Below are 26,418 nucleotides of genomic sequence, written 5' to 3' on the forward strand. Positions count from 1 at the left end.
GAGCCCATCATGACTCGCACTCTTGTGAAACGCGCGCGCTGTGCCACTGAAACCTTTGCTGACGCAAACAGCCACATTGTGCCGACGGCGGCCTGTGGAGCCCGCAGCATCGAGGATGTCGCATCGCACGACGCACACGGCGGACACATCGCACGCATCGCACACATCGCACACGCATCACGCATCACTCGCCCGGCCGCCGAACTATCCGGCACAGCACGCCACGCGTTTCGCGCGCTTGCCGTCGCGGCCACGTTGCTGGCCGGCGTATGCGGCGCCAGCGCAGCATACGCGCAAGCGGCCTACCCGACGCCCGATGCCGCGGCCAATGCCTTCGTCAACGCGCTCGCAGCCAACGACCACGAAGCGATGAAGCACGTGCTCGGCAGCCGCTATCCGACCTTCATTCCGACCACCGACATCGGCCAGGACGACATCTATGCGTTCCTCGGCGAATGGGCGAAAGGCCATCGGATCGTCGACGACGCCACGCCACGCGGCGGCCGTCCGAGTGCGCACATCGAAGTCGGCAACGACGGCTGGACGCTGCCGATACCGCTCGAGAAAACCGCGCAAGGCTGGCGCTTCGACACCCCCGCCGCGGGCGACGAGATGCTGACACGCCGCATCGGCCGCAACGAACGCTCGGCGATCCTGACCGCGCAGGCCTACGTCGATGCGCAGAACGACTACCGCAACCTGACGCAGCGCTACGCGCAGAAGTTCATCAGTTCGCCGGGCCAGCACGACGGGCTCTACTGGGACAGCGCGCCCGGTGAAGCGCAGAGCCCGCTCGGGCCGCTTGCCGCGACGATGCAGCGTCATATCGCGCCAGGCGAGGCGTATCACGGCTACCACTACCGGATCCTGACGAGTCAGGGCGAGCATGCGAACGGCGGCAAGGCGAGCTATCTGGACGACGGCGTGCTGAAGAAAGGCTTCGGCCTGGTTGCATGGCCGGCCGAGTATGGCAAGACGGGGGTGATGAGCTTTATCGTCAACCAGGACGGCAAGGTGTTCCAGAAAGACCTGGGGCCGCGCACCGCGAAAACCGTCGATGCGATCCGTGCGTTCGACCCCGATCCTTCGTGGCAACCCGCACAGCCGTGACGGCTGGCTCGCGGCGCGCAGCAGGCGCGGCGAGCCAGCGCGCGACGGTATAATGCGTGCTTTCGAACGCGGCGCAGTTTCTGCGCCGCGCGTCTTTCGGGTCGGCTCCGCGCTGAATCTGGTGACGGCCGCGTGCCAGCGTTACAGCGCACACGGTGCGAGGCGTGTCGCAACGCAATCGCCGCCGCGCTGCCGCCTCGCCGCCCCCACACCACCGAAAGACACGAAGCCGCGAAGACGCGCCGTCGCACGCCTTCGTTGCTCGCCGCCCGCATTCCAACTGCCCACACTCGACCGACCATGACAGCCCAATTGATCGACGGCACCGCCCTTTCGAAGACCCTGCGCGCCGAGGTTGCCTCGCGCGCCGCCGCCCTCACCGCCCGCGGCCACCAGCCGGGGCTCGCGGTGGTGCTGGTCGGCGACAATCCGGCAAGCGAAGTCTACGTTCGCAACAAGGTCAAGGCCTGCCAGGACAACGGCCTGCACTCGACCTACGACCGCTACCCGTCGAGCCTCTCCGAAGCCGACCTGCTCGCGCGCATCGACGCCCTGAACCGCGATCCGAAGATCCACGGCATCCTCGTGCAGTTGCCGCTGCCTGCGCATATCGACAGCCACAAGGTGATCGAAGCGATCGCACCGGAGAAAGACGTCGACGGTTTCCACATCGCCAATGCCGGCGCGCTGATGACCGGCAAGCCGCTCTTCAGGCCGTGCACGCCGTACGGCATCATGAAAATGTTCGACGCGTACGGCATTGCGCTGAAGGGCGCGAATGCAGTGGTGATCGGCCGCTCGAACATCGTCGGCAAGCCGATGGCGCTGATGCTGCTCGATGCCGGCGCCACGGTGACGATCTGCCACAGCAAGACGCGCAACCTCGCCGCGCATACGCTCGACGCCGACGTGGTGGTGGTCGCGACCGGCCTGCGCAACATCCTGAGCGCGCCGATGGTGAAGCCGGGCGCGGCCGTGATCGACGTCGGCATGAACCGCGACGAAGCCGGCAAGCTGTGCGGCGACGTCGACTTTGCCGGCGTGAGGGAAGTGGCCGGCTATCTGACGCCGGTGCCGGGCGGCGTCGGGCCGATGACGATCACGATGCTGCTGGTCAATACGCTCGAAGCGGCTGAACGGGCGGCGGGCGGGGCTTGAGCAGCACGTGAGCGACGCGTGTCGTCGGGTCGTGAGACGCGGCGGCGGCGCATCACGCGATCCGTCGCCAGCACCATCGATCCGAACGCGCGCCACGACGATCTGCCGCTACCCCACACCGTCCAGCACACCCACCCACAAGCCTCGCCCCGAATCTTTCCGATAGTGGCGCACCGCACGCAGCACAGCGGCGCCACTGCCACGCTGCAATGCAAACATGCGTATGCTTGGGTTTTGGTCCGGCCAGGATTGGCCCGGCCTGGATAAGCCCGGCGGCAGTGTTGGTTAATTTTCCGCAAAAGCTCGCGTGACGGATTGGAAACCGCGCAGCCGTCCCCATTGTCGAATAACGGGGTGCGATGCACGCGCCCGCAGGCGGCCTCCCGCCTTTCCTTTATGACGCGACAGACAGGAAGCACTATGTCCACACCTCGACCGACATCCGACAACCCGCTCCTCGACTTCACCGATCTGCCGCGCTTCGGCGAGATCCGCCCCGAACACGTGACACCCGCTCTCGATGTGCTGCTGGCCAACGCCAGCGCAGCCGTCGAACGGGCGAGCGAGCCTGCCACGCCAGCGTCGTGGGCCGATGTCGTCGAGCCGGTCGAACGTGCGACCGAGCCGCTGTCGCGCGCCTGGGGCGTAGCCGGTCATCTGAATGCCGTAGCCGATACGCCTGAACTGCGCGCCGCATATGGCGAAAACCTGCCGCGCGTGACCGAGTTCTGGGCCAGCGTCGGCCAGAACCTGGCGCTCTACGACAAGTACAAGGCGCTCGCCGCAAGCGAAGACTTCGCCGCGCTGACCAGCGAGCGCAAGAAGATCCTGCAGAACGCATTGCGCGATTTCCGTCTGTCGGGCGCCGAATTGCCGGAAGACCAGAAGCCGCGCTTCGCCGAATTGCAGGAGCACCAGGCCGCGTTGTCGAAGGCGTTTTCGGATCACGTGCTCGATGCGACCAACGCGTACGCGTACGTCGCGGAAGACGAAGCAAGCCTCGCCGGCCTGCCCGAAGACGTGATCGCCGCGGCCCGCGAAGCCGCCGAGCGCGAAGGCAAGAGCGGCTGGAAATTCACGCTGCATTTCCCGTCCTACTTCCCGGTGATGCAATACGCGGAGCACCGCCCGATGCGCGAGACGATGTACCGTGCCTACGTGACGCGCGCGTCCGAGCTCGGGCCGCAATATGGCAACGGCAATGCCGACTGGGACAACACCGCGAACATCGCCGAGCATCTGAAGCTGCGCGCCGAAGAAGCGAAGATGCTGGGCTACCAGAACTTCGCCGAGGTATCGCTGGCACCGAAGATGGCCGAATCGCCTGCCCAGGTGATGGCCTTCCTCGAAGACCTGGCCACGCGCGCCCGTCCGCACGCCGAAACCGACTGGAAGGAACTGCGCGAATTCGCCACCGGCGAACTGGGCATCACCGACCTGCAGCCGTGGGACATGGCGTTTGCCGCCGAGCGTCTGCGTCAGAAGCGCTATTCGTTCTCGGAAAACGAGGTCAAGCAATACTTCCCGGAAGACGCGGTGCTCAAAGGCCTGTTCAAGGTCACCGAGACGCTGTTCGGCGTGCGCATCCGGCGCGACGAAGCGGAGGTCTGGCATCCGGAAGTTCGCTTCTTCCGTGTCGAGAATTCGGACGGCGGGCTCGTCGCGCAGTTCTACCTCGACCTGTATGCGCGCGAAGGCAAGCGCGGCGGCGCATGGATGGACGACGCGCGCACGCGCCGCAAGCCGGTGCAAGGCCCGGTGCAAACGCCGGTTGCGTACCTCACCTGCAATTTCTCGGCGCCGGTCGGCGGCAAGCCGGCCTGCTTCACGCACGACGAAGTGATCACGCTGTTCCATGAGTTTGGCCACGGGCTGCATCACATGCTGACGCGCGTCGACGAACTGGGCGTGTCGGGTATCAACGGCGTCGAATGGGATGCGGTCGAGCTGCCGTCGCAGTTCATGGAAAACTTCTGCTGGGAGTGGGACGTGCTGCGCGACATGACGTCGCACGTCGATACTGCCGCGACGCTGCCGCGCGATCTGTTCGACAAGATGCTCGCCGCGAAGAATTTCCAGAGCGGCCTCGGCACACTGCGGCAGATCGTGTTCTCGATGTTCGACATGAAGCTGCACGTCGACTTCGACGCCGCCGCGGCAAAGCCGGCAAACGACGTCGCACGCGAGATCAACGAGCAGTTTCACGTGATTCCGCAGGCGGCATTCTCGCGCTGGCCGAATACGTTCAGCCATATTTTCGCGGGCGGTTACGCGGCGGGTTACTACAGCTACAAGTGGGCGGAAGTGCTGTCCGCGGACGCTTATGCAGCGTTCGAAGAAGCCGCACAGGCAGCCAACGGCAGCGTGCTCGATGCGGGCACGGGGACGCGCTATCGCAAGGAGATTCTCGAAGTGGGCGGCAGCCGGCCCGCGATGGAATCGTTCAAGGCATTCCGCGGACGCGAGCCGAACATCGACGCGCTGCTGCGGCATAACGGGATGGCACAGCCCACTGCGCATTGAGTGACTGGCCGTCGGCGCCCCGCACACAGGTTATGTGTGCGGGGCGCTTTGCATGGGTGAGCTGCGTTACCGATGCAGCTTGAAATCCACCTGCGCCGGCCGCCCTTCGAGCGATAACGCCGCACGCGCCGCCGGCGACCGGCTCACAACCTTGCCGCGACTCACCACCGCAAGCCGCGCCGCCCGCAAGCGAATCGCCTCCACTTCATCGCGTGCATCGAGCACCACGCAATTCGCCGCGCTGCCCGGCGCGATACCGTAACCGTCGAGCCCGAGAATACGCGCCGCATTCACCGTCACCGCATCGAAGCACGCACGCATCGCGTCGATGCCGGTCATCTGCGCGACGTGCAGCCCCATATGCGCGACCTCCAGCATGTCGCCGGAGCCGAGGCTATACCACGGGTCCATCACGCAATCGTGGCCGAATGCGACGTCGATGCCAGCGGCCATCAGTTCCGGCACGCGCGTCATGCCGCGCCGCTTCGGATACGTGTCCGACCTGCCCTGCAACGTAATGTTGATCAACGGATTCGCGATGGCCGCGACGCCCGCTTCGCGCATCAACGGCAGCAGCTTGCTGACGTAGTAGTTGTCCATCGAATGCATCGATGTCAGATGCGAGCCGGCGACGCGACCTTGCAAGCCGAGCCGATGCGTTTGCGCGGCGAGCGTCTCGATGTGACGCGATAGCGGATCGTCGGATTCGTCGCAATGCATGTCGACGCGCAGGCCTTTTTGCGCAGCGAATTCGCACAGCAGCCGTACCGATTCAGCGCCGTCGGCCATCGTGCGCTCGAAATGCGGAATGCCGCCCACCACGTCGACGCCCAGTTCGATCGCCCGCTTCAGATTGTCGAACGCGCCGGCACTACGCAGCAAACCGTCTTGCGGAAAGGCGACCAGCTGCAGATCGAGATAAGGCGCGACGCGGCGCTTCACTTCGAGCAATGCCTCGACGGCGAGCAAACGCTCGTCGCACACATCGACGTGCGTGCGAATCGCCAGCAGACCGCGCGCAACCGCCCAGTCGCAGTATTGCAGGGCGCGCTCGACCAGTGCCTGCTGGGTGAGGTCCGGTTTGAGTTCACCCCACAGCGCAATGCCTTCGAGCAGCGTGCCCGACGCATTGACGCGCGGCAACCCGTACGACAGCGTCGCGTCCATATGGAAGTGCGCATCGACGAACGACGGCGTGACGAGCGAGCCGTCGGCATCGATTTCTTCGCGCGCCGGTGCGGCGAGATGCGGTTCGACTGCGACGATGCGGGTGCCTTCAATGCCGATGTCGACAAGCTCGTGCGCAGCGCCCGTGCGCGCGACGCTGCGTGCAAGTGCGGCACGCCGGATGATCAAGTCCATTGAAGTCCCCGCGGTTGTCGATGTGCCATCGATTCTATCGATGAAAATAAAGCGCGTGAAAAGCGCCGTGCGGCCGCGTTGTCGTGCAGGCAATGTCTGCGGCGCGAATACGGCATGGCGCAAGTTACCCGTCGCTGTGACCGCTACGCCGCCCTCGCACTCTCAATCGCCACCCTCACCCTCACCCTCACCCTCACCCTCACCCTCACCACTCGCCGCTGCCGCCGCGCCACGTCAGGCCGCGCCATATGCAGAACGCTTGCCACTACCCACGCTACATCGAGCCCGCCGGCGCCGCGCGATCGACAACATCAACATCCACAGCATCCGCATCGACAATCTCGTCCGGCGGTTCGTCGTCGTGCGCATCTTCATGCTCGAACAGATCGAACTGGCCACGCCTCGCCACACGATCTTCGTCGAGCCGCACGCCGACACCCAGCAGCCGCACCGCCCGGTTGCGCCGCACGAAGCCTTTTTCCAGCAGCGCAAGCAGCGTCGGCAGATGCGTCACTGTGCCGACGCACTCGACCGTCGTGCGCTGAAAGTCCGCAAAGCGGATCTTCACAAACAGCTTGCGCACTTCCGCGGCCGCCTGCGCACGCTCGATACGCGCATCGAGCTGCTCCGTGAGCCGCGTCAACTCCTCCGCACAGGCTTCGAGCGTACGCAGATCGGTAACGTAAGTCGTCTCGACGCTGATCGACTTGCGCTCCTGATGCGAGCGCACCGGCCGTTCATCGAAGCCGCGCGACAGCTCGTAAAGCCGCTTGCCGAACACGCCGAACTGCCGGTGCAACTCGACCAGCGGCCACTCGCGCAATTGCGCGCAGGTCGACAGCCCGAGCTTTTCCAGCTTCGCGGCCGTGACCTTGCCGACCCCGAAAATCTTGCGCACCGGCAGCGCCGCGACAAACGCATCCACCTCGTGTGGCCGCACGACATACAGGCCATCCGGCTTGTTCCAGTCTGACGCGATCTTCGCGACGAACTTGTTCGGTGCAACCCCCGCCGACACCGTGACGCCGACGGTCTCGCGCACGCGCTCGCGGATCTCGCTCGCCATCAGCGTCGCGCTGCCTTTGCAGCGGTCGGTGTGGGTAACGTCGAGGTAGGCCTCGTCGAGCGACAGCGGTTCGACCTCCGCCGTGTAGTCGCGATAGATCGCCATGATCTGCCGCGACGCGATACGGTACTTCTCCATGGTCGGCGGAATGATCAGCAGATCCGGGCACTTGCGCAGCGCCAACGCCGACGACAACGCCGAATGCACGCCAAAGCGCCGCGCCTCGTAATTGCAGGTGGCGACCACGCCACGCTGCTCGGGCCGCCCGCCGACCGCCAGCGGCCGCCCGCGCAGCGACGGATCGTCGCGCATTTCGACCGACGCGTAGAAGCAATCGCAGTCGCAATGAATGATCTTGCGGACACGCGACGCGGCAGGTGCAAAAGACCCGGTAGACGGCGGAGAAACTTCGGACGGGTTCAAAGTGTTGATACTGTACAAAAATACAGTACTCTTTTCAACCTGGCCGAACGGCCGATGCGACAATGCGGATTCGCGAATTCCAGCGGCGGCTGAAGAGCCTTCAGAGGCCGAAGACGCCGAAAACGCCGCGCACATCCCGGCGCGCATAATCGCTACACTCCGTCGTACCGCTGCGCAACGCGCAACATGCAACGCAACACCTGTCCAGCTCTCCCGCCCGAACGGAATCCTTCTCGCATGCGCGTGCTCCTTGTTGAAGACGACGACCTGATCGGCAATGGGATCGAGGCCGGACTTCGTCAAGCCGGCTTCACCGTCGACTGGACGCGGGACGGCCGCGACGCGCATCTCACGCTCAGCACCACGATCTACGCACTGGTCGTTCTGGACCTCGGCTTACCCGGCATGTCCGGAATGCAACTGCTGAAATGGTTGCGCGATGCCGGCAAAGACGTCCCCGTACTCGTGCTCACCGCCAAAGACACGATCGTCGACCGCGTAGGCGGCCTCGAAGCGGGCGCCGACGATTACATGGGCAAGCCATTCGATCTGACCGAGCTGATTGCGCGCTGCCGCGCCTTATTGCGCCGCTCGCAAGGCCGAAGCGTCGAGCTGATCCGGTATCGCGATCTTACCGTCAACCCCGCGGCACAAACGGTGGAAATCGGCGAAACGCGCGTCACATTGACGTCGCGCGAGTGGGCATTACTGCTCCAGTTGCTCACCAATCAAGGCATGCCGCAATCGCGTTCGCGCCTCGAAGAGAGCCTCTATGGGTGGCAGGAGGAAATCGAAAGCAACGCAATTGAAGTGCACGTTTCGAATCTGCGCAAGAAACTCGGTGCAAGCCTGATCAAGACGGTCCGCGGCGTCGGCTACGTAGTGGAGAAGCCCTGATGCCCAAGTCGATCCGCAGCCGCCTGATGGTGCTCGTGCTGGTGAGCATCTCCGTGGTGTGGGGCGTCGCGCTGGTGACGAGCTACAACCAGGCCAAGCGTGAGATCGGCGAATGGGAAAATGCGCGCCTCGCCGAGCTGGCGCAAATTCTGGCGCTGCTGGATCAGCGCGATCTGCAGACGCTGGCGCACGCGCGCATCGATGTCCGTGAAGAAGAAAAAGGCGGCGACCCCGGCGCGAACGATGACGACGACGACGACACGTTGCCGCGCGACGCGCTGTTCCAGGTCCGCGACCGCGACGGCCGCGTACTCGCGGGCAGCCCGCAACTGCTTGCATTGCACGCGTGGGATCTGGCGGTCCCGGCACAGAGCGGCGCATGGAACATCTCGCTGGGCGGCAAGCTGTGGCACACCTTCACGTTGCGCGACACCTTGCTCGGGCACACGGTGCGCGTATTCGAACCCGCCAATACCCGCAGCGACCTGATGAGCGGCGTCGCACGCCGTATCGCGCGGCCGCTGGTGATTGCATTGCCGGTGCTCGCGCTGCTGGTGTGGTTCAGCATCGGCTTGAGCCTTTCTCCGCTCAAGACCTTATCGCGCGCGATTCTGCGGCGCAACATCAACAAGCTCGAACCGGTCGACATCGGCCGTGCACCGACCGAGGTCCGCCCGCTCGTCGATTCGATCAACCATGTGCTGTCGCGCCTGCGCGACTCGCTCGATCGCCAGCGCGCCTTCACCGCCGACGCCGCTCACGAACTGAAGACGCCGCTCGCCGCGATCAAGGTCCAGGCGCAGGTCGCGCTGGCCGAAGAGGATGCATCGTTGCGGCGCGTCGCGATGGAGCGCGTGGTGCGGGCCGTCGACCGCAGCGCACGCCTTGCCGAACAGTTGCTGCTGATGGCAAGACTCGACGAGCACGAAAAGCTCTCCACATCGCCGCTACGGGCCGCGACCATCGCGAAGGATGCGATTCTGGCCAACGAGCAAAGCGCGCGGCAGAAAGACATGAGCATCGCGTTCGCTGGGGACACGCGCGCCGAGATTGCCGCCGAACCGGTGCTGATCGGCATCCTGCTCGATAACCTGATCGACAATGCGATCAAGTATGGGCACGCCGGCGGTTCCATCGAAGTCGCGGTCCAGCGCGACAACGACCGCGTGCTGCTCACAGTGCGCGACGACGGCCCGGGTGTCGCCCACGAGGACCTCGCGCATCTGACCAACCGGTTTTTCCGCGCAAGGGGCAATCAGGCAATGGGTAGCGGGCTCGGCCTGTCGATCGTGGCGCGCATCGTCGAACACTTCGATGCACAGCTTCGTTTCGGCGCGGGCATCGGCACGCGCGGGCTGGCCGTCGAAGTTTCGTTTCCGTTCCATGCCAACGCAGCGTGAGCGCGTTGGCGAGACCGGCTGGTCAATCACGGCACGCAGCGGCAATTCAGGACCGGTCGGTCTCCGAACCGCGCGCCGGCAACACCGCTGCCAGCTTGCTAAACGTCCATCGGGATGCACGCCCATGCGATTCCGCGAGCTGCCATGCGAACAGGCCGGGCACGAAGATCAGCAGGTCGCGCATACGGCGCGCACCCGCCAGCGCAAGACAGGTTGACGAATCGAGACCTAGCGCGGCGCCGATCAGCACGAAGCCGCCCTCCTGAACGCCCAAACCGCCCGGTATAAAGAAAGCCGCGCTGCTCACCGCCTGGATCAACGATTCGATCACGACCGCTTCGACCAGCGTGACGTGCGCGCCCAGAAAGTGCAGCGCAATCCATATTTCGAGCGAAGTCGCAAAGCATTGCAGCGGCTGCCAGAAAAACAGATAGCGCAGCACGACGCCGCGTCTGCGCCAGACAAGCTTGATCGAATGATCGATGCGGGCCGATTGCCCGACGATCGCGGCAAGCTTGCCGCCCGTCAGCCGGTTGAGCACACGCGTGATCCGCTCGAACGGGCTTGCGTGCTGTACGAGCGCGAACAGCACCAGCAACGGCGTCATGACCACCACGCCCCACGCGAGATCGGCCGCGAGCCGCAGCGCATTGGACTGCGTGTGCGCGAACAGAAAGCCGATGCCGACCATCGTGAACAGCAACTGGCTGATTACCGTCAGTTGCATATCGACGATCAGGCTGGCCGCCGCCGCCGACGGCCGCACGTTCCGCCGTCGCAACAACCTGAACGACACGATCTCACCGCCGATGCGCGCTACCGGCAACATGCTGTTGACCGACTCGCGGATCCACACCAGATACAGCATCGCGGCGAGCGTGGGACGGCGCGCGCTACGAATCAAGGTGCGCCAGTCGCACGCATTGGCGATCATCGGCAACACGTGCGCAAGTGCCGCCAGCAGCAGACCCGCGCTCGCCGCGCGCATCAGGCCGAGCACCGCGCCCGGATCGTTATTCCAGATCAGGCCGAGCGACAGCAGCAAGCCGGCGAGCGCCGCCACACGGCCGGAATGCCTGATCATGGCCGCACCTGCCGCGCGTAGCCGAAGCAGCCCGCCGTGACGAAATGGCAGCGCCGGCGCACCGCGCCCTTGCCCTTCATGAATAGTTGCATCGCGTCATTCATCCTGAACTGGCGACATCAGGCCTTCGTCATCGACATTGAAACTGAAGCCGCGCCAGATAACGCGCGTCGAGAAAAAGCTCGCCACGAAGATCGCAAATGAAACGATATCCCAGATCGGTAAAAGCCACAGATCGCGAAGCGGCTGCCGCAGCGCACGATCAGACAACAGCTTCAGCGTGACACGCGCGGCCACGGCGACGAGCGCGAGCATCCACGACCCTGCCGCGGCGCCCGACAAGATCAGCCCCAGCAACGCGAGCGCCAGCGGATGAATCAGCACCGAGCCCAGATGGCCGGCCGGATCGATGCTGCGGATCGTTCGGCTCCAGCGCAGTTCGTGCGCGATCAGCCGCGTCGCACTGGTTTCGACACAGGCATGCGACACCGTGAACGGCGGAATGGCAACCTTCTCGCCCAGCATGCGCACCGCTTCGCCGATCGCATGATCTTCGGCCAGGTGCCGGACGAACGGCGCAAAGCCGCCGATCCGCTCGAACGTGTCGCGCCGCATCGCAATTGTCTGTCCGAAGCACGGACGCGCGAGACCGAGTGCGAGCCCCATCACCACGCCGGGCAGAAACTGGTAGTTGGTCGCCTTGACCGACAGCCGCGGCCAGAAACCCGGATCGGGTTGTCCGCGATACACGCATGTAACCAGCCCCACGCCAGGCCGTTGCAGTTCGCCGACCACGTTGTGCAGATAGTCGCGGCCGACGCTCACGTCACTATCCGCGAATACAAGAACGTCATGCTGCGCATGCGGCAGCATGTTCAGAATATTGCTGATCTTGCGGTTAGGTCCGTAGATCCGGTCGTCGGCCACCACGGTGATATCCGCATCGGGATGCAGACGCCGCAGCGCCTCGACCGTGTGCAACGCGGGATCCTCGGCGTCGTGCACGCCGAACAGAAATTGCACCGGGCCTGGGTAGTCCTGCTGACAAAAGCTCAACAGGTTGTTCAACAGCGCCCATTCGGCGCCGTGCAGCGGCTTGACCACGGTAACGGGGGGAAAGCTCGTCGGCTTCGATGTCGAGCGCGCGAAGAAGCGTCCAACTAGCACCGCCGCCAGCAGCGTATAGGCAATGCCGAACACCGCGCCCGTATCGCATAGCAGCGTCAGCGCAGCGAGAATCTCATGCAGGGCACGCAGCGGACCTGCTACGGCCGCCTGCTCGGCCAACAACAACATGCCGATCGGGCCGGCAACCCATATGACGTACTTCACGTGCGGCGCATCCGCACTGCGCGAGCCCCCAACACCGCGGTCACGCCGCGTGAGCCCGCAGGAAGTGGCAGCGCCCTACGCTCTCAAGCATCCCGGACAGCACGTGCGGCTCGCCGTCTGGCCTGCGCGCCTTGATAAACAGCATTTCCATGGACATTCCGGGCTACCTCGTCGACTACAGGGGCTCACATGTGCTGCGGCGCGAATCGTACCGGCCAAACCTGAAGGAAATCTTAAGCAGGCTTTGTGTCAACACTAACGTCGCCAGATTGGTCTTTAGAATATGCATTGAATGATCCCGAAAGGTATCCTTAGCAAATCACAAAAGAAACGACAGGCTTAAACAAGCGGATTGAATTTATAAATGAAAGCCCGCTGCCTTTGAATTGCCACACAGGCTTTGCATGATTCGGACATGCCCGTGCCACGTTTCTGTCACACCCTCCGTCAAGCATCGATGTACGCCGCACGCATCTTGTCCGATCGACACACTTCCCCGCCCCGCTTATTAACCTCTATGTGCGATTGCATCACGCGACGCGCTGCATCCTGTCATGCGCTGCAATCCTTTTACACCGGATCGCTTAACTTCGTAATTTACCCATCACGGCTCAGCCACGCATCGTCCCTAGGATTGCATCCGTTTTGACAAAAGCTCGATCAATCTAAAACTAGGATGCCTTAGCATGCGACACGTCAACTTAAGGTCCAACGTCAAGCCGCTTACGCGCTGGCTTCTCGCATCGTTCTGCGCGACGGGCGCGCAAATTTCCTTTGCACAGGCGTCGGGCGATCTTGGCTCGGTGCAAAGCAATGCGGCGTCTTCGTCTGCCGCCGCTAGCGGCGCCCCATCGTCGAATCAGCAGACCGCACCCGCCCAGGCGCCGACGCAAGGCTCGCTGAGTGCGACCGAGCCGAAGTCGATCATCAACGAGAACTACATCCGCAACAGCACCGCGCCGACCTCGAACTACAGCGACATCCTGCAGATCGCGCCCAGCGTGTCGAGCATCAATCCGAACGGCTCGGGCCTGATGGAAACGCAAAGCCTGACGATTCGCGGCTTTCAGGATGGCCAGTACAACGTGACGTTCGACGGCATTCCATTCGGCGACTCGAACGACTTCACGCACCATTCGACGTCGTTCTTCAACGCGCAGAATATCGGCGGCCTTGCAGTCGACCGCGGCCCCGGCGATGCCTCGCAAGTCGGTTTTGCGACCTTCGGTGGCACGGTTGCGATCACGTCGATCGAGCCGACGCTGACGCCGGCGTTCTCGGTGCTCGGCTCTTACGGCAGCTGGAATACGTGGCTAAGCGGCGCGCAGTTCAACACCGGCGACCTGCAGCAACTCGGCGACGTGCGCGCGGTGGTCGGCTACGATCACGTGAGCAGCGACGGCTATCTCGACAATGCCGGGCAGCGCCGCGACAACATCTACTTCAAGCTCGAAAAGCCGATCGGCGACGACACGCTGCTGACGTTCTACGCGGACTACGACCGGATTCACCAGAACGTGTCGCTTGGCGCGACCGCCGCGCAGATCCATCAGTTCGGCCCGGACTTCGCGTTGAGCAGCAATCCGGCGAGTCAGGCCTTCTCCGGCTACAACTTCGACCGCATCAACACCGATTTCGAATACCTGGGCCTGAAGACGAAAATCGGCGGCTGGAGTCTCGAGAACACGCTGTACACGTACGGGTACTACCACGACGGCTTCAACGGCCTCGATCCGAACGGCGAAAGCCCTAACGGCACCGCATTCGGCCCGAACAATGTGCCGGGCCAGCAGATCGCGAACAACTATCGCGCGTTCGGCGACATCGTCAAGGCCGAGCATCGGCTGGGACCCGGCAATCTGCAGTTCGGCGCATGGCTGACGCGTCAGACAAACTTCCGCGACAATCTGAACGTCGACGACTCGCTGAACTTCGCGCTGCTGCAGACCAACTTCTCGTTGAACGACACCTTCCTGACGTTCCAGCCGTGGGTCCAGTACGAGTGGCAGCTGCCGCACGGCCTGACCATCACGCCGGGCGTCAAGTACGTATCGTTCAATCGCAGCATCGATTCGCAGCTCAACCAGGGCACCGGCCTGCCGGCCGACTTCAGCCATACCTGGACCAAGGTGCTGCCGTCGCTGACGGTGCACGAGCAGATCACTTCAAACTGGAGTGCCTATGCGCAGTACGCGCAAGGTTTTCTCGCGCCCAACCTGAACGTGTTCTTCGTGCCGAACCAGGCGGTGTCCGGCCAGCCCGACCCCGAGCAGACCGATAACTACCAGATCGGCACGACCTTCAAGACCGACCGCTTCACGGTGTCCGCGGATGTCTACTACATCAACTTCCGCAATGCCGTGACCAGTACGACGATCGGCGGCAACACGATCTTCTCGAACGCAGGCGGCGCGTACTACAAGGGTGTCGAGACCGAGGGCACGTTTTACGCGGGCTACGGCTTTAGCCTGTACGGCAACCTGACCTTCAATTCGGCCAAGCAGAAAGGCACCGACGCATGGCTGCCGAACGCGCCGCAATCGACTGCCGCATTCGGCGTGATCTACGACAAGGGTCCGCTGCACAGCTCGGTGATCACCAAGTTCGTCGGCCATCAGTTCGGCACCACCGGCAACCAGCAGCCGATCGGCGGCTTCACCGTAACGAACCTCGCCGCCGCCTACACGATCAAGTCGCCGACCAAATGGATGCACAACACGCGCCTCGGCTTCGAGATCGACAACGTCTTCAACCGCACCAGCATCGACGCGCTGGCCGGCTTCACGGTCGCCAACAACACGCCGCTGTACTGGACCATTCCCGGGCGTGCGTTCATCGCGACGCTTTCCACCGATTTCTGATTTCCACAGGAGCCTAACCTGATGTCTGCCGACACCCTGATGCATTTCGCGCGCGATTCCGCAGGCGTGCTCTACGTGATTGCGACGATGCTGTTCGTCGAGCTGACGGTCATCGTCGAGCGTGTGCTGTTTTTGCGGCGCGTGGCGGCCGGCGGCCGCGCCGCGCTCGATCAGCTCGACCGGCTCGATCATCTCGACCATGCGGCACTCACTGCGCTCGCCGTCCGCCACCGCGGGCTGCCGGTCGAGCGTGTGCTGTCGGCAGCGGCGCGCCTGTGCGGCACGCCGCGCGGCCGCGAAGCGCTCGATGGCTCGCTCGAGGAAGTGATCATGCGCGAAGCGCCCGGTATCGACCGCTTTCTGTGGGTGCTCGACACGATCGTCACGCTTGCGCCGCTGCTCGGCCTGTTCGGCACGATCATCGGCATGTTCAACGCGTTCCAGGTGCTGTCGGACCCGGGCAATGCGCCGACCCAGGTTACCGGCGGGGTTGCCCAGGCGCTGATCGCAACCGCGTCGGGCCTGTTTGTCGCGATGATCGGCCTGGTGTTCTTCAACGGCCTGCACAACCGTGTGCGGCTCGCCGTGCATCAGCTCGAAACGCTGAAGGCATCGCTCGTCAACCGGATCGCCGGTGTGCCGCACGACGTGCCAGCGCAGACCCGCGAAGCGCAGGCCGCATTCGCGACGCAGGGAGCGTAACGATGAAGTACTTCGAAGCGCGCAAGGCGCGCATCGAGATCATTCCGATGATCGACATCATGTTTTTCCTGCTGGTGTTCTTCATCATGATCACGCTGCACATGATCCCGAATGCGGGGCTCAGCACGCACCTGCCGTCGAGCGCCAGCGCCGCGCCGCTGCCGACGCCGAAAGTCACCGTGACGCTCGCCGACGATGGCACGGTGTCGGTGGACGGCCGCGTAATGACACCGCCGCAACTGACCGCGATGCTCGCGGCGCGGCCCGATCCGTCGCATACCGTCGTCACTGTCGCCGGGTCGGCGCGCGCGACGCTGCAGCATCTGGTTAGCGTGATGGACGCGTGCCGCGCGGCGGGCGTGTCGCAAGTCGCGCTGGCCGCGCAACCGGTGGCAAAGTGAGATGGCGACCGTTCCTGATTTCCGCTTCCCGTCGCAACAACGCCGCCTGTACGTGGCGGCGGCGGTCGCGTTGTTCGCGGAGCTGGCGGTGTTCGGCGGTGCGTGGGTGATGCTCAATCGCACGCCGGCTACGCCGCCGATACCGCCTGCGCCGCCGGTGACGATCACGCTCGAAGCGGCCGTGCAGCCTGCGCCTCCTGTGGCAGCGCCCGCACCGCAACCTCAGCCGCAACCGCAGCCGAGGCCTGCACCCGTGCATCCTCCTGCGCCTGTGCACCGCGTCGCGCGAGCCACGCCGCCACCGCGAGCCGCCACACCGCCACCGCCGCCCGCTGCGCCGCTGCCGTCTGCCGCATCGACCGAAGCACCGACGCCGGCTCCGCCGCCCGCCGCGCCAGCAACACCGGCCACACCTGCTGCACCGGCTACGCACGCCGCGCCGGCCGCACCTGCCGGGCCCACGCCAAGCTTCGAAGGCGCATTGCGCGCGTCGATCGAGGCCGCGCTGCACTACCCGGAAGCCGCGCGTATGGCCGGCATGGCGGGCCGCACCCGGGTTGCTTTCCACTATCGCGACGGCGTGGTGTCCGACGTGACGGTGCTGATTTCGAGCGGCATGGGCATGCTTGACCGCGCAGCACTGGCGGCGGTACGCGACGCGAATTGTCCCAAGCCCGAACCGGCATTTGCCGGCAAGACACTCTCAGAACAACTGTGGGTCAACTTCAATCTGAACGATCACGAATGAAACCGATTCTTCCTGCTTTGCTCGCGGCACTTGGGCTGTCCGCGATGTCCGCCATAACCTGTGCAGCGGCGACGCCTGCGGCTACCCCGTCGCTGCCTGCCGATGCCCCCGTGCACCACGTGCTGCTGGTGAGCGTCGACGGTCTGCATGCCGGCGACATGGTCCGCTATATCGCCGCGCATCCGGACAGCACGCTCGCGCATCTCGCCGCGCAGGGCATCGACTATACGAACGCGCGCGGCGTCGTGCCGGCCGATTCGTTTCCGGGGCTGCTCGCACTCGTGACCGGCGGCACGCCTGCCGTCACCGGCGTCTACTACGACGACTCGTACGACCGCACGCTCGCCGCGCCGGGCAGCGATTGCAGCCGCAGCGGCACGCGCGTGCGCTACGACGAATCGCTGGACAAGGACGACGGGCACGGCCACACGACGATCGACCCGGCGAAGTTACCGCGCGACCCGATGCACGCGTGCGCACCGGTTTATCCGCACGCGTACCTGCACGTCAACACGGTGTTCGAAGCGGTGCGCGACGCCGGCGGCTACACCGCGTGGATCGACAAGCATCCGACCTATGAACTGGTCGAAGGACCATCGGGGCACGGCGTCGACGATCTGTTCCTGCCTGAGATCGGCGCGAACTACGAAGGACCCAGCGGCAAAGCCATCGATCAGATCACCGGATCGCTTGCGCGCACCGAAGAATACGATGCGATGAAGGCGCACGCGGTGGTCAATGAAATCGACGGGCTGACGCACGACGGCGCCGCACACTCGGCCGTGCCGAACGTGTTCGGTCTGAACCTGCAGGCGGTCAACGTCGCGCAGAAGCTGTACGGCTATCGCAACGCCGACGGCGCGCTGACGCCCGGCGTCGACCACGCGATCGGCAGCGTCGACCAGTTGCTGGGCAGCTTCGTCGCCGAACTCGAGCGCCGGCAGTTGCGCGACGACACGCTCGTCATCGTGACGGCCAAACACGGCAACGGCCCGATCGACCGCGCACGGCTCGTGAAGATCGACGACAGCCGCGTTGCAAAGGTGATCGATGCCGCAGCGCCGGGCGCGCTCGCGCAATTGACGACCGACTACGGCGCGCTGGTCTGGCTGCACGACGCGTCGGCAACGGCCACCGTCACTGCAGCGTTGCGCGCACATGCGCAGGCGCTCGGCATTGCCGACGTGCTGAGCGGCGAGCGGCTCGCGCTGCGGTTTCCCGCGCCGTCGGGCGACAGCCGCACGCCGGACGTCGTGATCGTGTCGCGCAAAGGCGTGATTTTCGCGCCGCCGCGCGACGGCAAGCTCGCCGAACACGGCGGCTTTCACGACGACGACGTGCATGTCGCCCTGCTGGTCGCCAATCCGCGGCTGGCGGGTGCGGGCCATCAGGTGACGTGGCCGGTGTCGACGACCCAGGTGGCGCCGACCATTCTCAGCGCACTCGGACTGCGGCCCGACACGTTGCAGGCCGTTGCTCAGGAAGGCACTGCGCCGTTGCTGGATGCGCATGCGTGGCCGCCCCGGCAGGCAGCTCGAGCCGATTCGGCTGCTCAGTTGGCCACCCCGTTGGCCACCTCATCGTCGAACCTGTCTACCACCGCGTCTACCGCGAGGTAAACCGCTCATGCACTGCCCGTCCGCCAGCAAGCCCCACGTGCTGGTCGTCGAAGACGACCTCTGCACCCGAGGCGAAATCAGCGCCGCGCTCGAAGATTTCGGCTTCGTCGTCGAATCCGTGCCGACCGGCTTCGAAGGCCTGCTGCGCGCGACCAATGGCGAGTTCGACGTGGTGGTGCTCGACCGCATGCTGCCCGATATCGACGGGCTGTCGATCCTGTCCACACTTCGCAATATCGGCAAGGAGACGCCCGTGCTGATCCTGAGCGCGCTCGATGCGGTCGACGAGCGCGTGCGCGGGCTGCGCGCGGGCGGCGACGACTATGTCGTAAAGCCGTTCGACGCGCTCGAGTTGAACGCGCGCCTGAACGCGCTGCTGCGGCGCCGCTCGCTGAACGGCAACGGCCCCGCGCTTTTGCGCATCGACGACCTGACACTCGATCCGGCCACCTCGGTGGTGCGCCGCGCGGGCCAAACCATCGACCTCAAGCCGCGCGAATACAAGCTGCTCGAATTCATGATGCGGCACGCCGGCCAGATCGTGACGCGCGCGATGCTGCTCGAAGCCGCGTGGAACTACCACTTCAACGTCCACACGAACGTGATCGACATGCATATCTGCAACCTGCGACGCAAGATCAGCCTGAATGGCCAGACCTCCGCGCTGATCGTCACGGTGCGCAATGCTGGATACATTCTCCATGCGTAGCCCGGCACGGCTATCGCGCACCCATTTGCGCAGCGTCGGCGTTCTGATGCTGGTGTTCGTCTGCTCGGCGGTCGCACTGTTCGGGCTGTTGTACTGGCTGACACGCGGCTACCTGTTTCGCGAGGTCGACGAGCGCCTGCGCGGCGAATACGCGGAGTTTCATCAGATCAGCCGCGCCGACGCGATCTCGACCATTGCCGCGCTCAGCCATCGCGACATCGCGTCGAGCCGCCCGTATGGCCTGTTCGACGCGTCCGGCCGTTGGCTCGCAGGCAATGTGCCGGTGCTGCCCGGCGAGCCGGACCGCACGCCGTTCAACTACACGCAAGAGGTTCGCGAAGACGATGCGAACCGGCTGGCCCACTATCGCGGCGTGATCATTCCAACCACCAGCGGCCTGAAGATCGTGGTCGGGCATTCGATCGACGAGCTGCTCGATTTCGATCACACGCTGGTGAAAACGCTGTGCGCCGGCGTCACGCTGGCGATCCTGCTGGCGATCGCGTGCGGCGCCGCGCTGAACGCGATGTCGAACCGCCGCATCCGCGCGATCAGCGAAACCGGCCGCGAAATCATGGCGGGAAAGCTGAACCGGCGCCTGCCGACACGCGGCACCCACGACGACCTCGACCGGCTTGCCGCCATCGTCAACACGATGCTCGACGAGATCGAACGCCTCGTCGACGAGGTACGCGGCGTCTGCGCGGGCATTGCGCACGATTTGCGCACACCGATGACGCATCTGCGCGCCGGGCTCGAACGGGCCAGCCGGCGCGCGAACACAACCGACGCCGATGCGTATGCCGAGGCGCTCGATGCCGCGATCGGGCAAACGGATGTCGTGTTGGGTCGCTTCACCGCGCTGCTGCGGATTGCCGAGATCGAATCCGGCGGCCGCCGCGCCAGCTTCGGCACGATTGCGCTCGACGCGGTGCTGCGCGACGTCGCCGAACTGTACGAGCCGCTCGCCGAGCATCGCGGCTTGTCGCTGACACTCGAAACACCGATGCCGGTCGAGGTGACCGGCGACTTCGACCTGCTGTTCGGCGCGATCGAGAACCTGCTCGACAATGCGCTGAAATTTACGCCGGGCGGCGGCCGGGTCGCCATCGGCGTGTCGCTCGACGGCAACTGCCCGGTGCTGCATGTCGCCGATACCGGCCCGGGTATCGATCTGGCGGAACGCAAGGCGGTGCTGCGGCCGTTCTATCGGTGCGGTGGCGCGGCTACCGGTGCAACGCCCGGTCATGGGCTTGGGCTGAGCCTCGTCGCCGCGATTGCGCGTCTGCACGATGCGTCGATCGACATTCACGACAACCATCCGGGATGCAAGATCTTGCTGCGCTTCGGCAGCTCACAGCAGCACTCTTAGCAACACCGGCAACACCAGCAGAACCAGCGGCAACTGCACGATCAGCCCGGAGATGATCGCCACCGCGAGCGGCCGCTGCATCGCCGCGCCCTGCCCGAGTGCGAACGCGAGCGGCAGCAGCGCGAGAATCGCGGCGATGGTCGTCATCGCGATCGGCCGTAGCCGGTTTCGCCCTGCCACGATCAGCGCATCGCGCGGCACCATGCCGTCGTCGCGCACCAGCCCCTGAAACTCCGACACATAGAAGATCGCCACTTCGGTGACGATGCCGATGATCATCGTCATGCCCATCATCGCGGAAATGTTCAATTCGATACCGGTGGCCCATAGGCCGATAAACACCGCGCAGGTCGCGAACAGCGGCATCGCCATCACCGCAAGCGCGATACGGAAGCGCTCGTAGAGAAACAGCAGCAACCCGTAAACCAGCGCGACAGCGGCGCCGAACACCGCCAGCAGCCCCTTGAACGCGATCTGCTGTTGCTGGTACAAACCGCCGAGCTCGTAGTACACGCCAGCCGGCAGCAGCTTCGCATCGCCTAGCGCCTGCTGCACGTCGCCGATCGTCGAGCCGAGGTCGCGGCCGTCGATGCGCGCGGTCACTGCGACCATCCGCTTCAGGTTGTCGCGACTGATCTCCGGTTGACCGCTCACCGCAATCCGGTCGGCGACCCGCGACAGCGCGAACAGATGGCCATCGGGCGCGCGAATCTGCAGGCGCCCGAGCGCGCTGTCGGTCAACTGCGCGGCGCCGGCCACGCGCACGCGCACGCCGATCGTCTTCGGTCCGCTCTGGTATTGCGTCGCGACGTTGCCCTCGACCATGTCCGACACCTGCTGCGCCACCGCTTGCGGATCGATCCCTTCGGCCGCCGCCGCATCGGCGCGGATGTGCAGATCGATCGCATCGCCCGCGGGATTGATGCCGTCGTTGACGTCGACGATGCCGGCGATCTTGCCGATCCGTGCCGCCACGCGCTGCGCAGTCGCATCGAGTACGGACTGATCGTCGGAGTAGATCTTGATCTGCACCGGCTGCGGCACGGCGGTCAGATCGCCGATCAGGTCTTCCATCAGTTGCGCGAGTTCGACGCTCACACCCGGCACCTGGGTTTCGACACGCGAGCGGATTTCCTCCATCACCACGTCGATCGGCTCGCGCTGCCCCGCTTTCAGACGCACGAAGAAATCGCCTTTGTTCGGCTCGTTCAGATCGCCGCCGAGGCCCGCGCCGGTGCGCCGCGAATACGTATCGACATTCGGATTCGCGCGGATGATCGCTTCGACCTGATGCATCAGCCGGTCGGTTTCGCTCACCGACGTGCCGGGGCTCGTGTGGTAGTCGAGCACGAAGCCGCCCTCGTCCATGGTCGGCATGAAGCCGCTGCCGACCCGCGTGAACGCGAACGCCGCGACCGCCGCTAGCGGCACGATACCGGCGAGCACCAACAGCGGCCGCGCGCTCACCCGTTCGATCAGCTTCGCATAGCCGCGGTTCAGCCAGCGTGCGACGCGCGTTTCGGCGTGCTCCTGCGCATCGTGCGCGGTCAGCCAGCGGTCGCACAGAATCGGAATCGCCAGCCACGTAACGATGAATGAGATAAACAGCGCGCTCGCCATCGTCACCGACAGCGCCTTGAAAAACGCCCCGGTCACGCCCGACAGAAACGCGAGCGGCACGAAAATGATCAGCGTCGCCGCCGACGAGCCTGCGAGTGGCCGCGTAAATTCGAGCGCTGCGCTCATCACGCGGCCGTGGAACGCGTGTTCGCCGGCCTCGCGCAACCGGCGCGCGATGTGCTCGATCATCACGATCGCGTCGTCGATCACGAGGCCGACTGCGGCTGCCATTCCGCCCAGCGTCATGATGTTGAAACCCATGCCGAACACGTCGAGCAGCAGGATTGTCGCCGCCATCACGACCGGCACCAACGCGACCGCGATCAACGTGACCTTCAGGTTGCGCAGGAACACGAACAGCGTGAGCGCCGCGAGCACCACGCCGATCATGATCGCGTCGCGCACGCTGGTGGCCGAAGCAATGACCAGCTGGCTCTGGTCGTACCAGTTTGCGAGGCGCACGCCGGCCGGCATCCGTGCGTGGAAATCGTTCAGCCGCGCCCGGATCGCGGCGGCCATTGCCACGCTGTTCGCGCCCGGCTGCTGATACACGTTGATCAGGACCGCGTCCTTGCCGTCGGCAGTCACGCGAATCCACTGCGGGACCACGCCGCGCTGCACGGTGGCGAGATCGCCGAGCCGCACTTGCGTGCCGCCCGATGACGCGACGACGACGTCGCGCAAATTGCGCAGCCCGCCGAGCGCCGTATCGGCGACCACCAGATAGAGCTTGTAATGGTCTTCGATGCGGCCCGTCGCCATCAGCACGTTGCCTGCGCCGATCGCTTTCGCGATATCCGCGATCGACAGCTTGTATGCCGCGAGGCGAGCCGGATCGACTGCGACCTCGAGCTCGTCGCGCGCGCCGCCCGCGACTTCGACCCTCGCGACACCGTCTACCGACGACAACAACGGCCGCATCTGGAACTGCGCGAGATCGTAGAGCTGCGACAGCGATTCGCGCGATGAGGTCAGGCTATACGCGAGCACCGGAAACACCGTCGGGTCCATGCGGCGCACCTGCATCGACGTGCCGGGCGGCAGCGTCGCAAGAATCTCGCTGAGCGCCGACTGCGCCTGCAGCGTGGCTTGCGCCATGTCGGTGCCCCAGTCGAAATTCAGCGAGATTTCGGCGCTGCCGCGGCTCGTGCGCGATTGCACGTCGCGCACGTTCGGCACGCGCCGCAACGCCTCTTCGACCGGCATCGTGACCAGCGTCGCCATCTGCTCGGCCGGCCGGTCGCCGGCGTCGAGCGATACCACCGCGCGCGGAAACGACACGTTCGGAAACAGCGAGATCGGCAGGCGGAATGCGGTCAGTGCGCCACCCAGCGCGGCAAGCGCGATCACGAACAGCAGCGAGCGCCGATGCCGCTGCATCCATTGGCCGAAGTTCATCGCGCGACGCCTCCCGTTGCGCGCACCCGCATGCCGTCGGCGAGCTCGTAGTTGCCGCTGACAACCAGCGGCCGCGTCGCATCGAGCGAACCGTCGACGCCATAGGCGTGGTCGTTTTCGACATGGATGGTCACTGCGATACGCTGTGCGGTGCCGGATGGCGTGACCTGGAACACGTATGCGCCTTGCGCATCGCGTAACACCGCGGTGCGCGGCACGACCCACCAGTCACCGCTGCGCGTCGCGATGTCCGCGCGCACGCGCGTGCCGGGCATGAAGCGCGGGTCTACCAGCGGCACGCTCGCGCCGACGTCCACCAGCTGGCTTTGCGCATCGACCGACGCACCGACCAGCACGACCCGGCCGCGCGCGGCTGAGCCGTCGAGTGCCGTCGCGAGCGGATGCAGTTCGACGCGGTCGCCGTCATGGATCGACAATGCGTCGCCAGGCTCGACGCCAAGCGTGACGTTCGGAGTGTGACCCGCGCCCGCGTTCGCGGCGATCAGCTGCACCACCGGCGCGCCCGCCTGCAGTTGATCGCCCGGCGTCGCCGACACCTGCGCAACCACACCCTCGAGCGGCGCGGAGATCGTCGCCGCGCCTGCCGAGATGCCGAGCGCTTTCTGCGCGGCAAGCACCTGTTGCGCATCGTCGAGCGCTTTCTGTGCGGCCGCCAGTTGCGACTGCGTCGCGAGCCCATCGCGATACAGCGCGGTGGTGCGCGCCAGTTCACCACGTGCAAGCGCTGCCGCGCCTTGCGCCTGCGACAGCGCCACGACCGCGGCGGGCTCGGCCTGCACGACGAACAGCGGCGCGCCGCGCGCCACACGCTGTCCGGGCTGAACCAGCATGCTGCGAATACGTGCGACGTACGGCAGGCTCACCGTCGTGGCGTTGGCCGTAGCGGCGGCCACCACACCGTAGGCCTGCACCTGCTGCGCAATGGCTTCGCGCCGCACTTTCGTTAGCTCGACAGCGACGCTCGCCGGTTCTTCCGCGTGGGCACCGGAAACACCCGCGCCGATCAGGATAAGCGTGCCGCACAGCGCGGCCACGCAAGCTGCGTTCAGGATAGGTGGACGGCTTTGCATGACATCAACGGTTGAAAGCATGAGAGAAATCGGACGTATAAGACGTATCAGGCGAATCGGGATCGGGAATCGCGCTGCCGAGCAGCGCCTGCAGTCCGATACGTTGCTCGGCTAGCGCCTCGTCGAGCGTCGCGACGTCGACCCGCCGAGTCAGCGCAGCACTCTGCGCATCGACGTACTGACCGAGCACGATGTCGTGCGCCGCATACGCCTGTTGCGCGCGTTGCGCGCTGTCTTCGAGCTCCGGCAGCAGGTTCGAGCTGGTTGCGAGTTGCGCGCTGAGAATCGCGCTGTTGGCCCGCAGATGTGCGACGTCTGCGTACGCGTTGTTTAGCCGTGTCTGGTACTCATCGCCTAGCCGCCGGCGCGTCGCCTGCTCGATCGCGACGTTGCCGCGGTTGCGGTTGAATATCGGCAGGCTCAGGTTGATCTGAAAGCCGCTCGTGTAGATCTCCGAGGTATCGCGCGCGCGCACGAAACCCACCGACAGGCTCGGAAACTGGTTCAGCACCGCCGCCCGATACTTCTGCTCCTGTGCTTCATAACCCGCCTTCAGCGCAATCAGATCCGGCCGGCGTAGCGGCAATTGCGCAATCGCCGCGTCGAGCATCGCGTCCGGCAGCGGCGTGACGCGGTCCGGCCCGGTCAGCGTCAACGCGACGTCGGGTGCGAGACCGAGCAGCACATTCAGATCGTGCCGCGTCTGCTCCCGTGCGAGCTGCATGTCGTCATCCTGTTTGCGCGCATCGTTGAACGCGATCAACGCAGCGTTCACGCTATCGCGCGTCTCGTTGTGCGCCTGCGCGGCATGCGCGATCCGCTCGTAGCGGTTGCGCGACAGTTCGCGCTGCCGGTGCAGCAACGGCAGCACGTCGTCCTGGAAGCGCGCCTTCACGAACAGTTGTTTGGCCTGCGCGATCACCTGCCACTCCTGCCACATGAGGCCGAGGTCGGTCTTGCGCACGGTCGCGAGCGCGGCGCTGTGGTTAGCGCTGCGGGTGACGATCGCCATCACGTCGATGCTCAGGCCATAGCTGAACGCGCGCTGAAATCCGGCCTGGCCGGGATAGTCGCTGGACACGCTCAATTGCGGATCGGGCAGCAGCCCGGCGGAATACGCCTGTGCCTGCGCAATGCCGAGGTCGTCGCGCGCAAGCCGCAGGTCGGGATTGTTGGCGACCGCGACCATCGCAACCTCTTCGATATCGAAGCCATCCGATGGGTCAAAGCGGTGTGCCGCAAGCGCAGGCAATGGCATCTTCGCCGCGTCGACCTGCATGCGGGCGAGTTGCGCGGAAGTGGTCAGCGTATTCGCCGACGATAACGGCTGCGGCCGGTACCACGTGCAGCCGGCTAGCAACAATGCACATGCAGTCGCAGCGACCTGCGCGATGGCGCGGTGCGGGCAGCGCGGCGTGCGTGGTGGCTTCGTGCTGGACGATAGGCAGGACAACAGGCGCTCCTTGCATAGAGAACTCCGCTGCAAGCGCATACCCTTTGAGGGTCACGCTTGTGCGCAGTCAGGCAGGAAGCGATTCTGTT

At 65.1% G+C, this 26,418-nt stretch carries 19 protein-coding genes; 12 read left to right on the forward strand and 7 right to left on the reverse strand.

Going from position 1 to position 26,418, the window contains the following annotated elements:
* The first annotated feature begins 9 nt into the window (after positions 1 to 9).
* The 3 genes from ACYVNQ_RS10420 to ACYVNQ_RS10430 all read left to right on the forward strand — a co-directional run bounded on the left by ACYVNQ_RS10420 (position 10) and on the right by ACYVNQ_RS10430 (position 4,791).
* Positions 10 to 1,110, forward strand: a complete 1,101-nt coding sequence (locus ACYVNQ_RS10420) for a DUF2950 domain-containing protein (protein ID WP_460902401.1) — start codon at positions 10 to 12, stop codon at positions 1,108 to 1,110.
* Between the two features lie 300 nt (positions 1,111 to 1,410).
* Positions 1,411 to 2,268, forward strand: coding sequence for a bifunctional methylenetetrahydrofolate dehydrogenase/methenyltetrahydrofolate cyclohydrolase FolD (gene folD, locus ACYVNQ_RS10425; RefSeq protein ID WP_460902402.1), 858 nt, complete (start codon positions 1,411 to 1,413; stop codon positions 2,266 to 2,268).
* Between the two features lie 420 nt (positions 2,269 to 2,688).
* Entirely contained in the window at positions 2,689 to 4,791 is a 2,103-nt protein-coding gene (locus ACYVNQ_RS10430; protein WP_460902403.1) for a M3 family metallopeptidase, read from the forward strand.
* A gap of 66 nt (positions 4,792 to 4,857) precedes the next feature.
* On the opposite strand, the gene ACYVNQ_RS10435 is transcribed toward ACYVNQ_RS10430, so the two are convergent.
* Complete coding sequence (locus ACYVNQ_RS10435; protein WP_460902404.1) at positions 4,858 to 6,153, reverse strand: amidohydrolase family protein; 1,296 nt, start codon at positions 6,151 to 6,153, stop codon at positions 4,858 to 4,860.
* A 274-nt stretch (positions 6,154 to 6,427) separates the two neighbouring features.
* On the reverse strand, positions 6,428 to 7,660 hold the full coding sequence (dinB, locus tag ACYVNQ_RS10440) for a DNA polymerase IV (RefSeq protein ID WP_460902405.1): 1,233 nt from the start codon (positions 7,658 to 7,660) through the stop codon (positions 6,428 to 6,430).
* A gap of 219 nt (positions 7,661 to 7,879) precedes the next feature.
* Between dinB and ACYVNQ_RS10445 the strand changes: the two genes are divergently transcribed.
* Together ACYVNQ_RS10445 and ACYVNQ_RS10450 are read left to right on the forward strand one after the other, a co-directional pair.
* The gene (locus ACYVNQ_RS10445) at positions 7,880 to 8,539 is read left to right on the forward strand and encodes a response regulator (RefSeq protein ID WP_460902689.1); all 660 of its coding nucleotides are present in this window, start codon (positions 7,880 to 7,882) and stop codon (positions 8,537 to 8,539) included.
* The gene (locus tag ACYVNQ_RS10450; protein WP_460902690.1) at positions 8,536 to 9,939 is read left to right on the forward strand and encodes an ATP-binding protein; all 1,404 of its coding nucleotides are present in this window, start codon (positions 8,536 to 8,538) and stop codon (positions 9,937 to 9,939) included. The genes ACYVNQ_RS10445 and ACYVNQ_RS10450 overlap by 4 nt, the downstream gene beginning before the upstream one ends.
* Before the next feature lie 46 nt (positions 9,940 to 9,985).
* Here ACYVNQ_RS10450 and ACYVNQ_RS10455 read toward each other — a convergent pair whose 3' ends face one another.
* Positions 9,986 to 11,023, reverse strand: a complete 1,038-nt coding sequence (locus tag ACYVNQ_RS10455; RefSeq protein WP_460902406.1) for a lysylphosphatidylglycerol synthase domain-containing protein — start codon at positions 11,021 to 11,023, stop codon at positions 9,986 to 9,988.
* 96 nt (positions 11,024 to 11,119) lie between these two features.
* A complete protein-coding gene (gene hpnI / locus ACYVNQ_RS10460) occupies positions 11,120 to 12,355 on the reverse strand; it encodes a bacteriohopanetetrol glucosamine biosynthesis glycosyltransferase HpnI (protein ID WP_460902407.1) in 1,236 nt (411 codons plus the stop codon).
* 686 nt (positions 12,356 to 13,041) lie between these two features.
* Here hpnI and ACYVNQ_RS10465 point away from each other — a divergent pair.
* The 7 genes from ACYVNQ_RS10465 to ACYVNQ_RS10495 are packed head-to-tail and all read left to right on the forward strand — an operon-like array spanning position 13,042 to position 20,767.
* Positions 13,042 to 15,216: a TonB-dependent receptor gene (locus ACYVNQ_RS10465; RefSeq protein WP_460902408.1), complete on the forward strand. Its 2,175-nt coding sequence runs from the start codon at positions 13,042 to 13,044 to the stop codon at positions 15,214 to 15,216.
* Positions 15,217 to 15,237: 21 nt separating this feature from the next.
* On the forward strand, positions 15,238 to 15,918 hold the full coding sequence (locus ACYVNQ_RS10470; protein ID WP_460902409.1) for a MotA/TolQ/ExbB proton channel family protein: 681 nt from the start codon (positions 15,238 to 15,240) through the stop codon (positions 15,916 to 15,918).
* 2 nt (positions 15,919 to 15,920) lie between these two features.
* Positions 15,921 to 16,319: an ExbD/TolR family protein gene (locus ACYVNQ_RS10475; RefSeq protein WP_460902410.1), complete on the forward strand. Its 399-nt coding sequence runs from the start codon at positions 15,921 to 15,923 to the stop codon at positions 16,317 to 16,319.
* 1 nt (position 16,320) lies between these two features.
* Complete coding sequence (locus tag ACYVNQ_RS10480; protein ID WP_460902411.1) at positions 16,321 to 17,067, forward strand: energy transducer TonB; 747 nt, start codon at positions 16,321 to 16,323, stop codon at positions 17,065 to 17,067.
* Entirely contained in the window at positions 17,064 to 18,686 is a 1,623-nt protein-coding gene (locus tag ACYVNQ_RS10485; RefSeq protein ID WP_460902412.1) for an alkaline phosphatase family protein, read from the forward strand. The genes ACYVNQ_RS10480 and ACYVNQ_RS10485 overlap by 4 nt, the downstream gene beginning before the upstream one ends.
* Before the next feature lie 7 nt (positions 18,687 to 18,693).
* On the forward strand, positions 18,694 to 19,395 hold the full coding sequence (locus ACYVNQ_RS10490; RefSeq protein ID WP_460902413.1) for a response regulator transcription factor: 702 nt from the start codon (positions 18,694 to 18,696) through the stop codon (positions 19,393 to 19,395).
* The gene (locus tag ACYVNQ_RS10495) at positions 19,388 to 20,767 is read left to right on the forward strand and encodes a sensor histidine kinase (RefSeq protein WP_460902414.1); all 1,380 of its coding nucleotides are present in this window, start codon (positions 19,388 to 19,390) and stop codon (positions 20,765 to 20,767) included. Before ACYVNQ_RS10490 ends, ACYVNQ_RS10495 begins: the two co-directional genes overlap by 8 nt.
* Here ACYVNQ_RS10495 and ACYVNQ_RS10500 read toward each other — a convergent pair.
* Genes ACYVNQ_RS10500 through ACYVNQ_RS10510 form a run of 3 tightly spaced genes read right to left on the reverse strand, consistent with a single transcriptional unit; the run spans position 20,750 to position 26,329 of the window.
* Positions 20,750 to 23,785, reverse strand: a complete 3,036-nt coding sequence (locus ACYVNQ_RS10500; RefSeq protein ID WP_460902415.1) for an efflux RND transporter permease subunit — start codon at positions 23,783 to 23,785, stop codon at positions 20,750 to 20,752. The genes ACYVNQ_RS10495 and ACYVNQ_RS10500 overlap by 18 nt on opposite strands.
* On the reverse strand, positions 23,782 to 24,876 hold the full coding sequence (locus ACYVNQ_RS10505; RefSeq protein ID WP_460902416.1) for an efflux RND transporter periplasmic adaptor subunit: 1,095 nt from the start codon (positions 24,874 to 24,876) through the stop codon (positions 23,782 to 23,784). The genes ACYVNQ_RS10500 and ACYVNQ_RS10505 overlap by 4 nt, the downstream gene beginning before the upstream one ends.
* A gap of 4 nt (positions 24,877 to 24,880) precedes the next feature.
* Positions 24,881 to 26,329: a TolC family protein gene (locus ACYVNQ_RS10510; protein WP_460902417.1), complete on the reverse strand. Its 1,449-nt coding sequence runs from the start codon at positions 26,327 to 26,329 to the stop codon at positions 24,881 to 24,883.
* Positions 26,330 to 26,418 lie beyond the last annotated feature (89 nt).

It is taken from the genome of Paraburkholderia jirisanensis, from assembly GCF_054782355.1.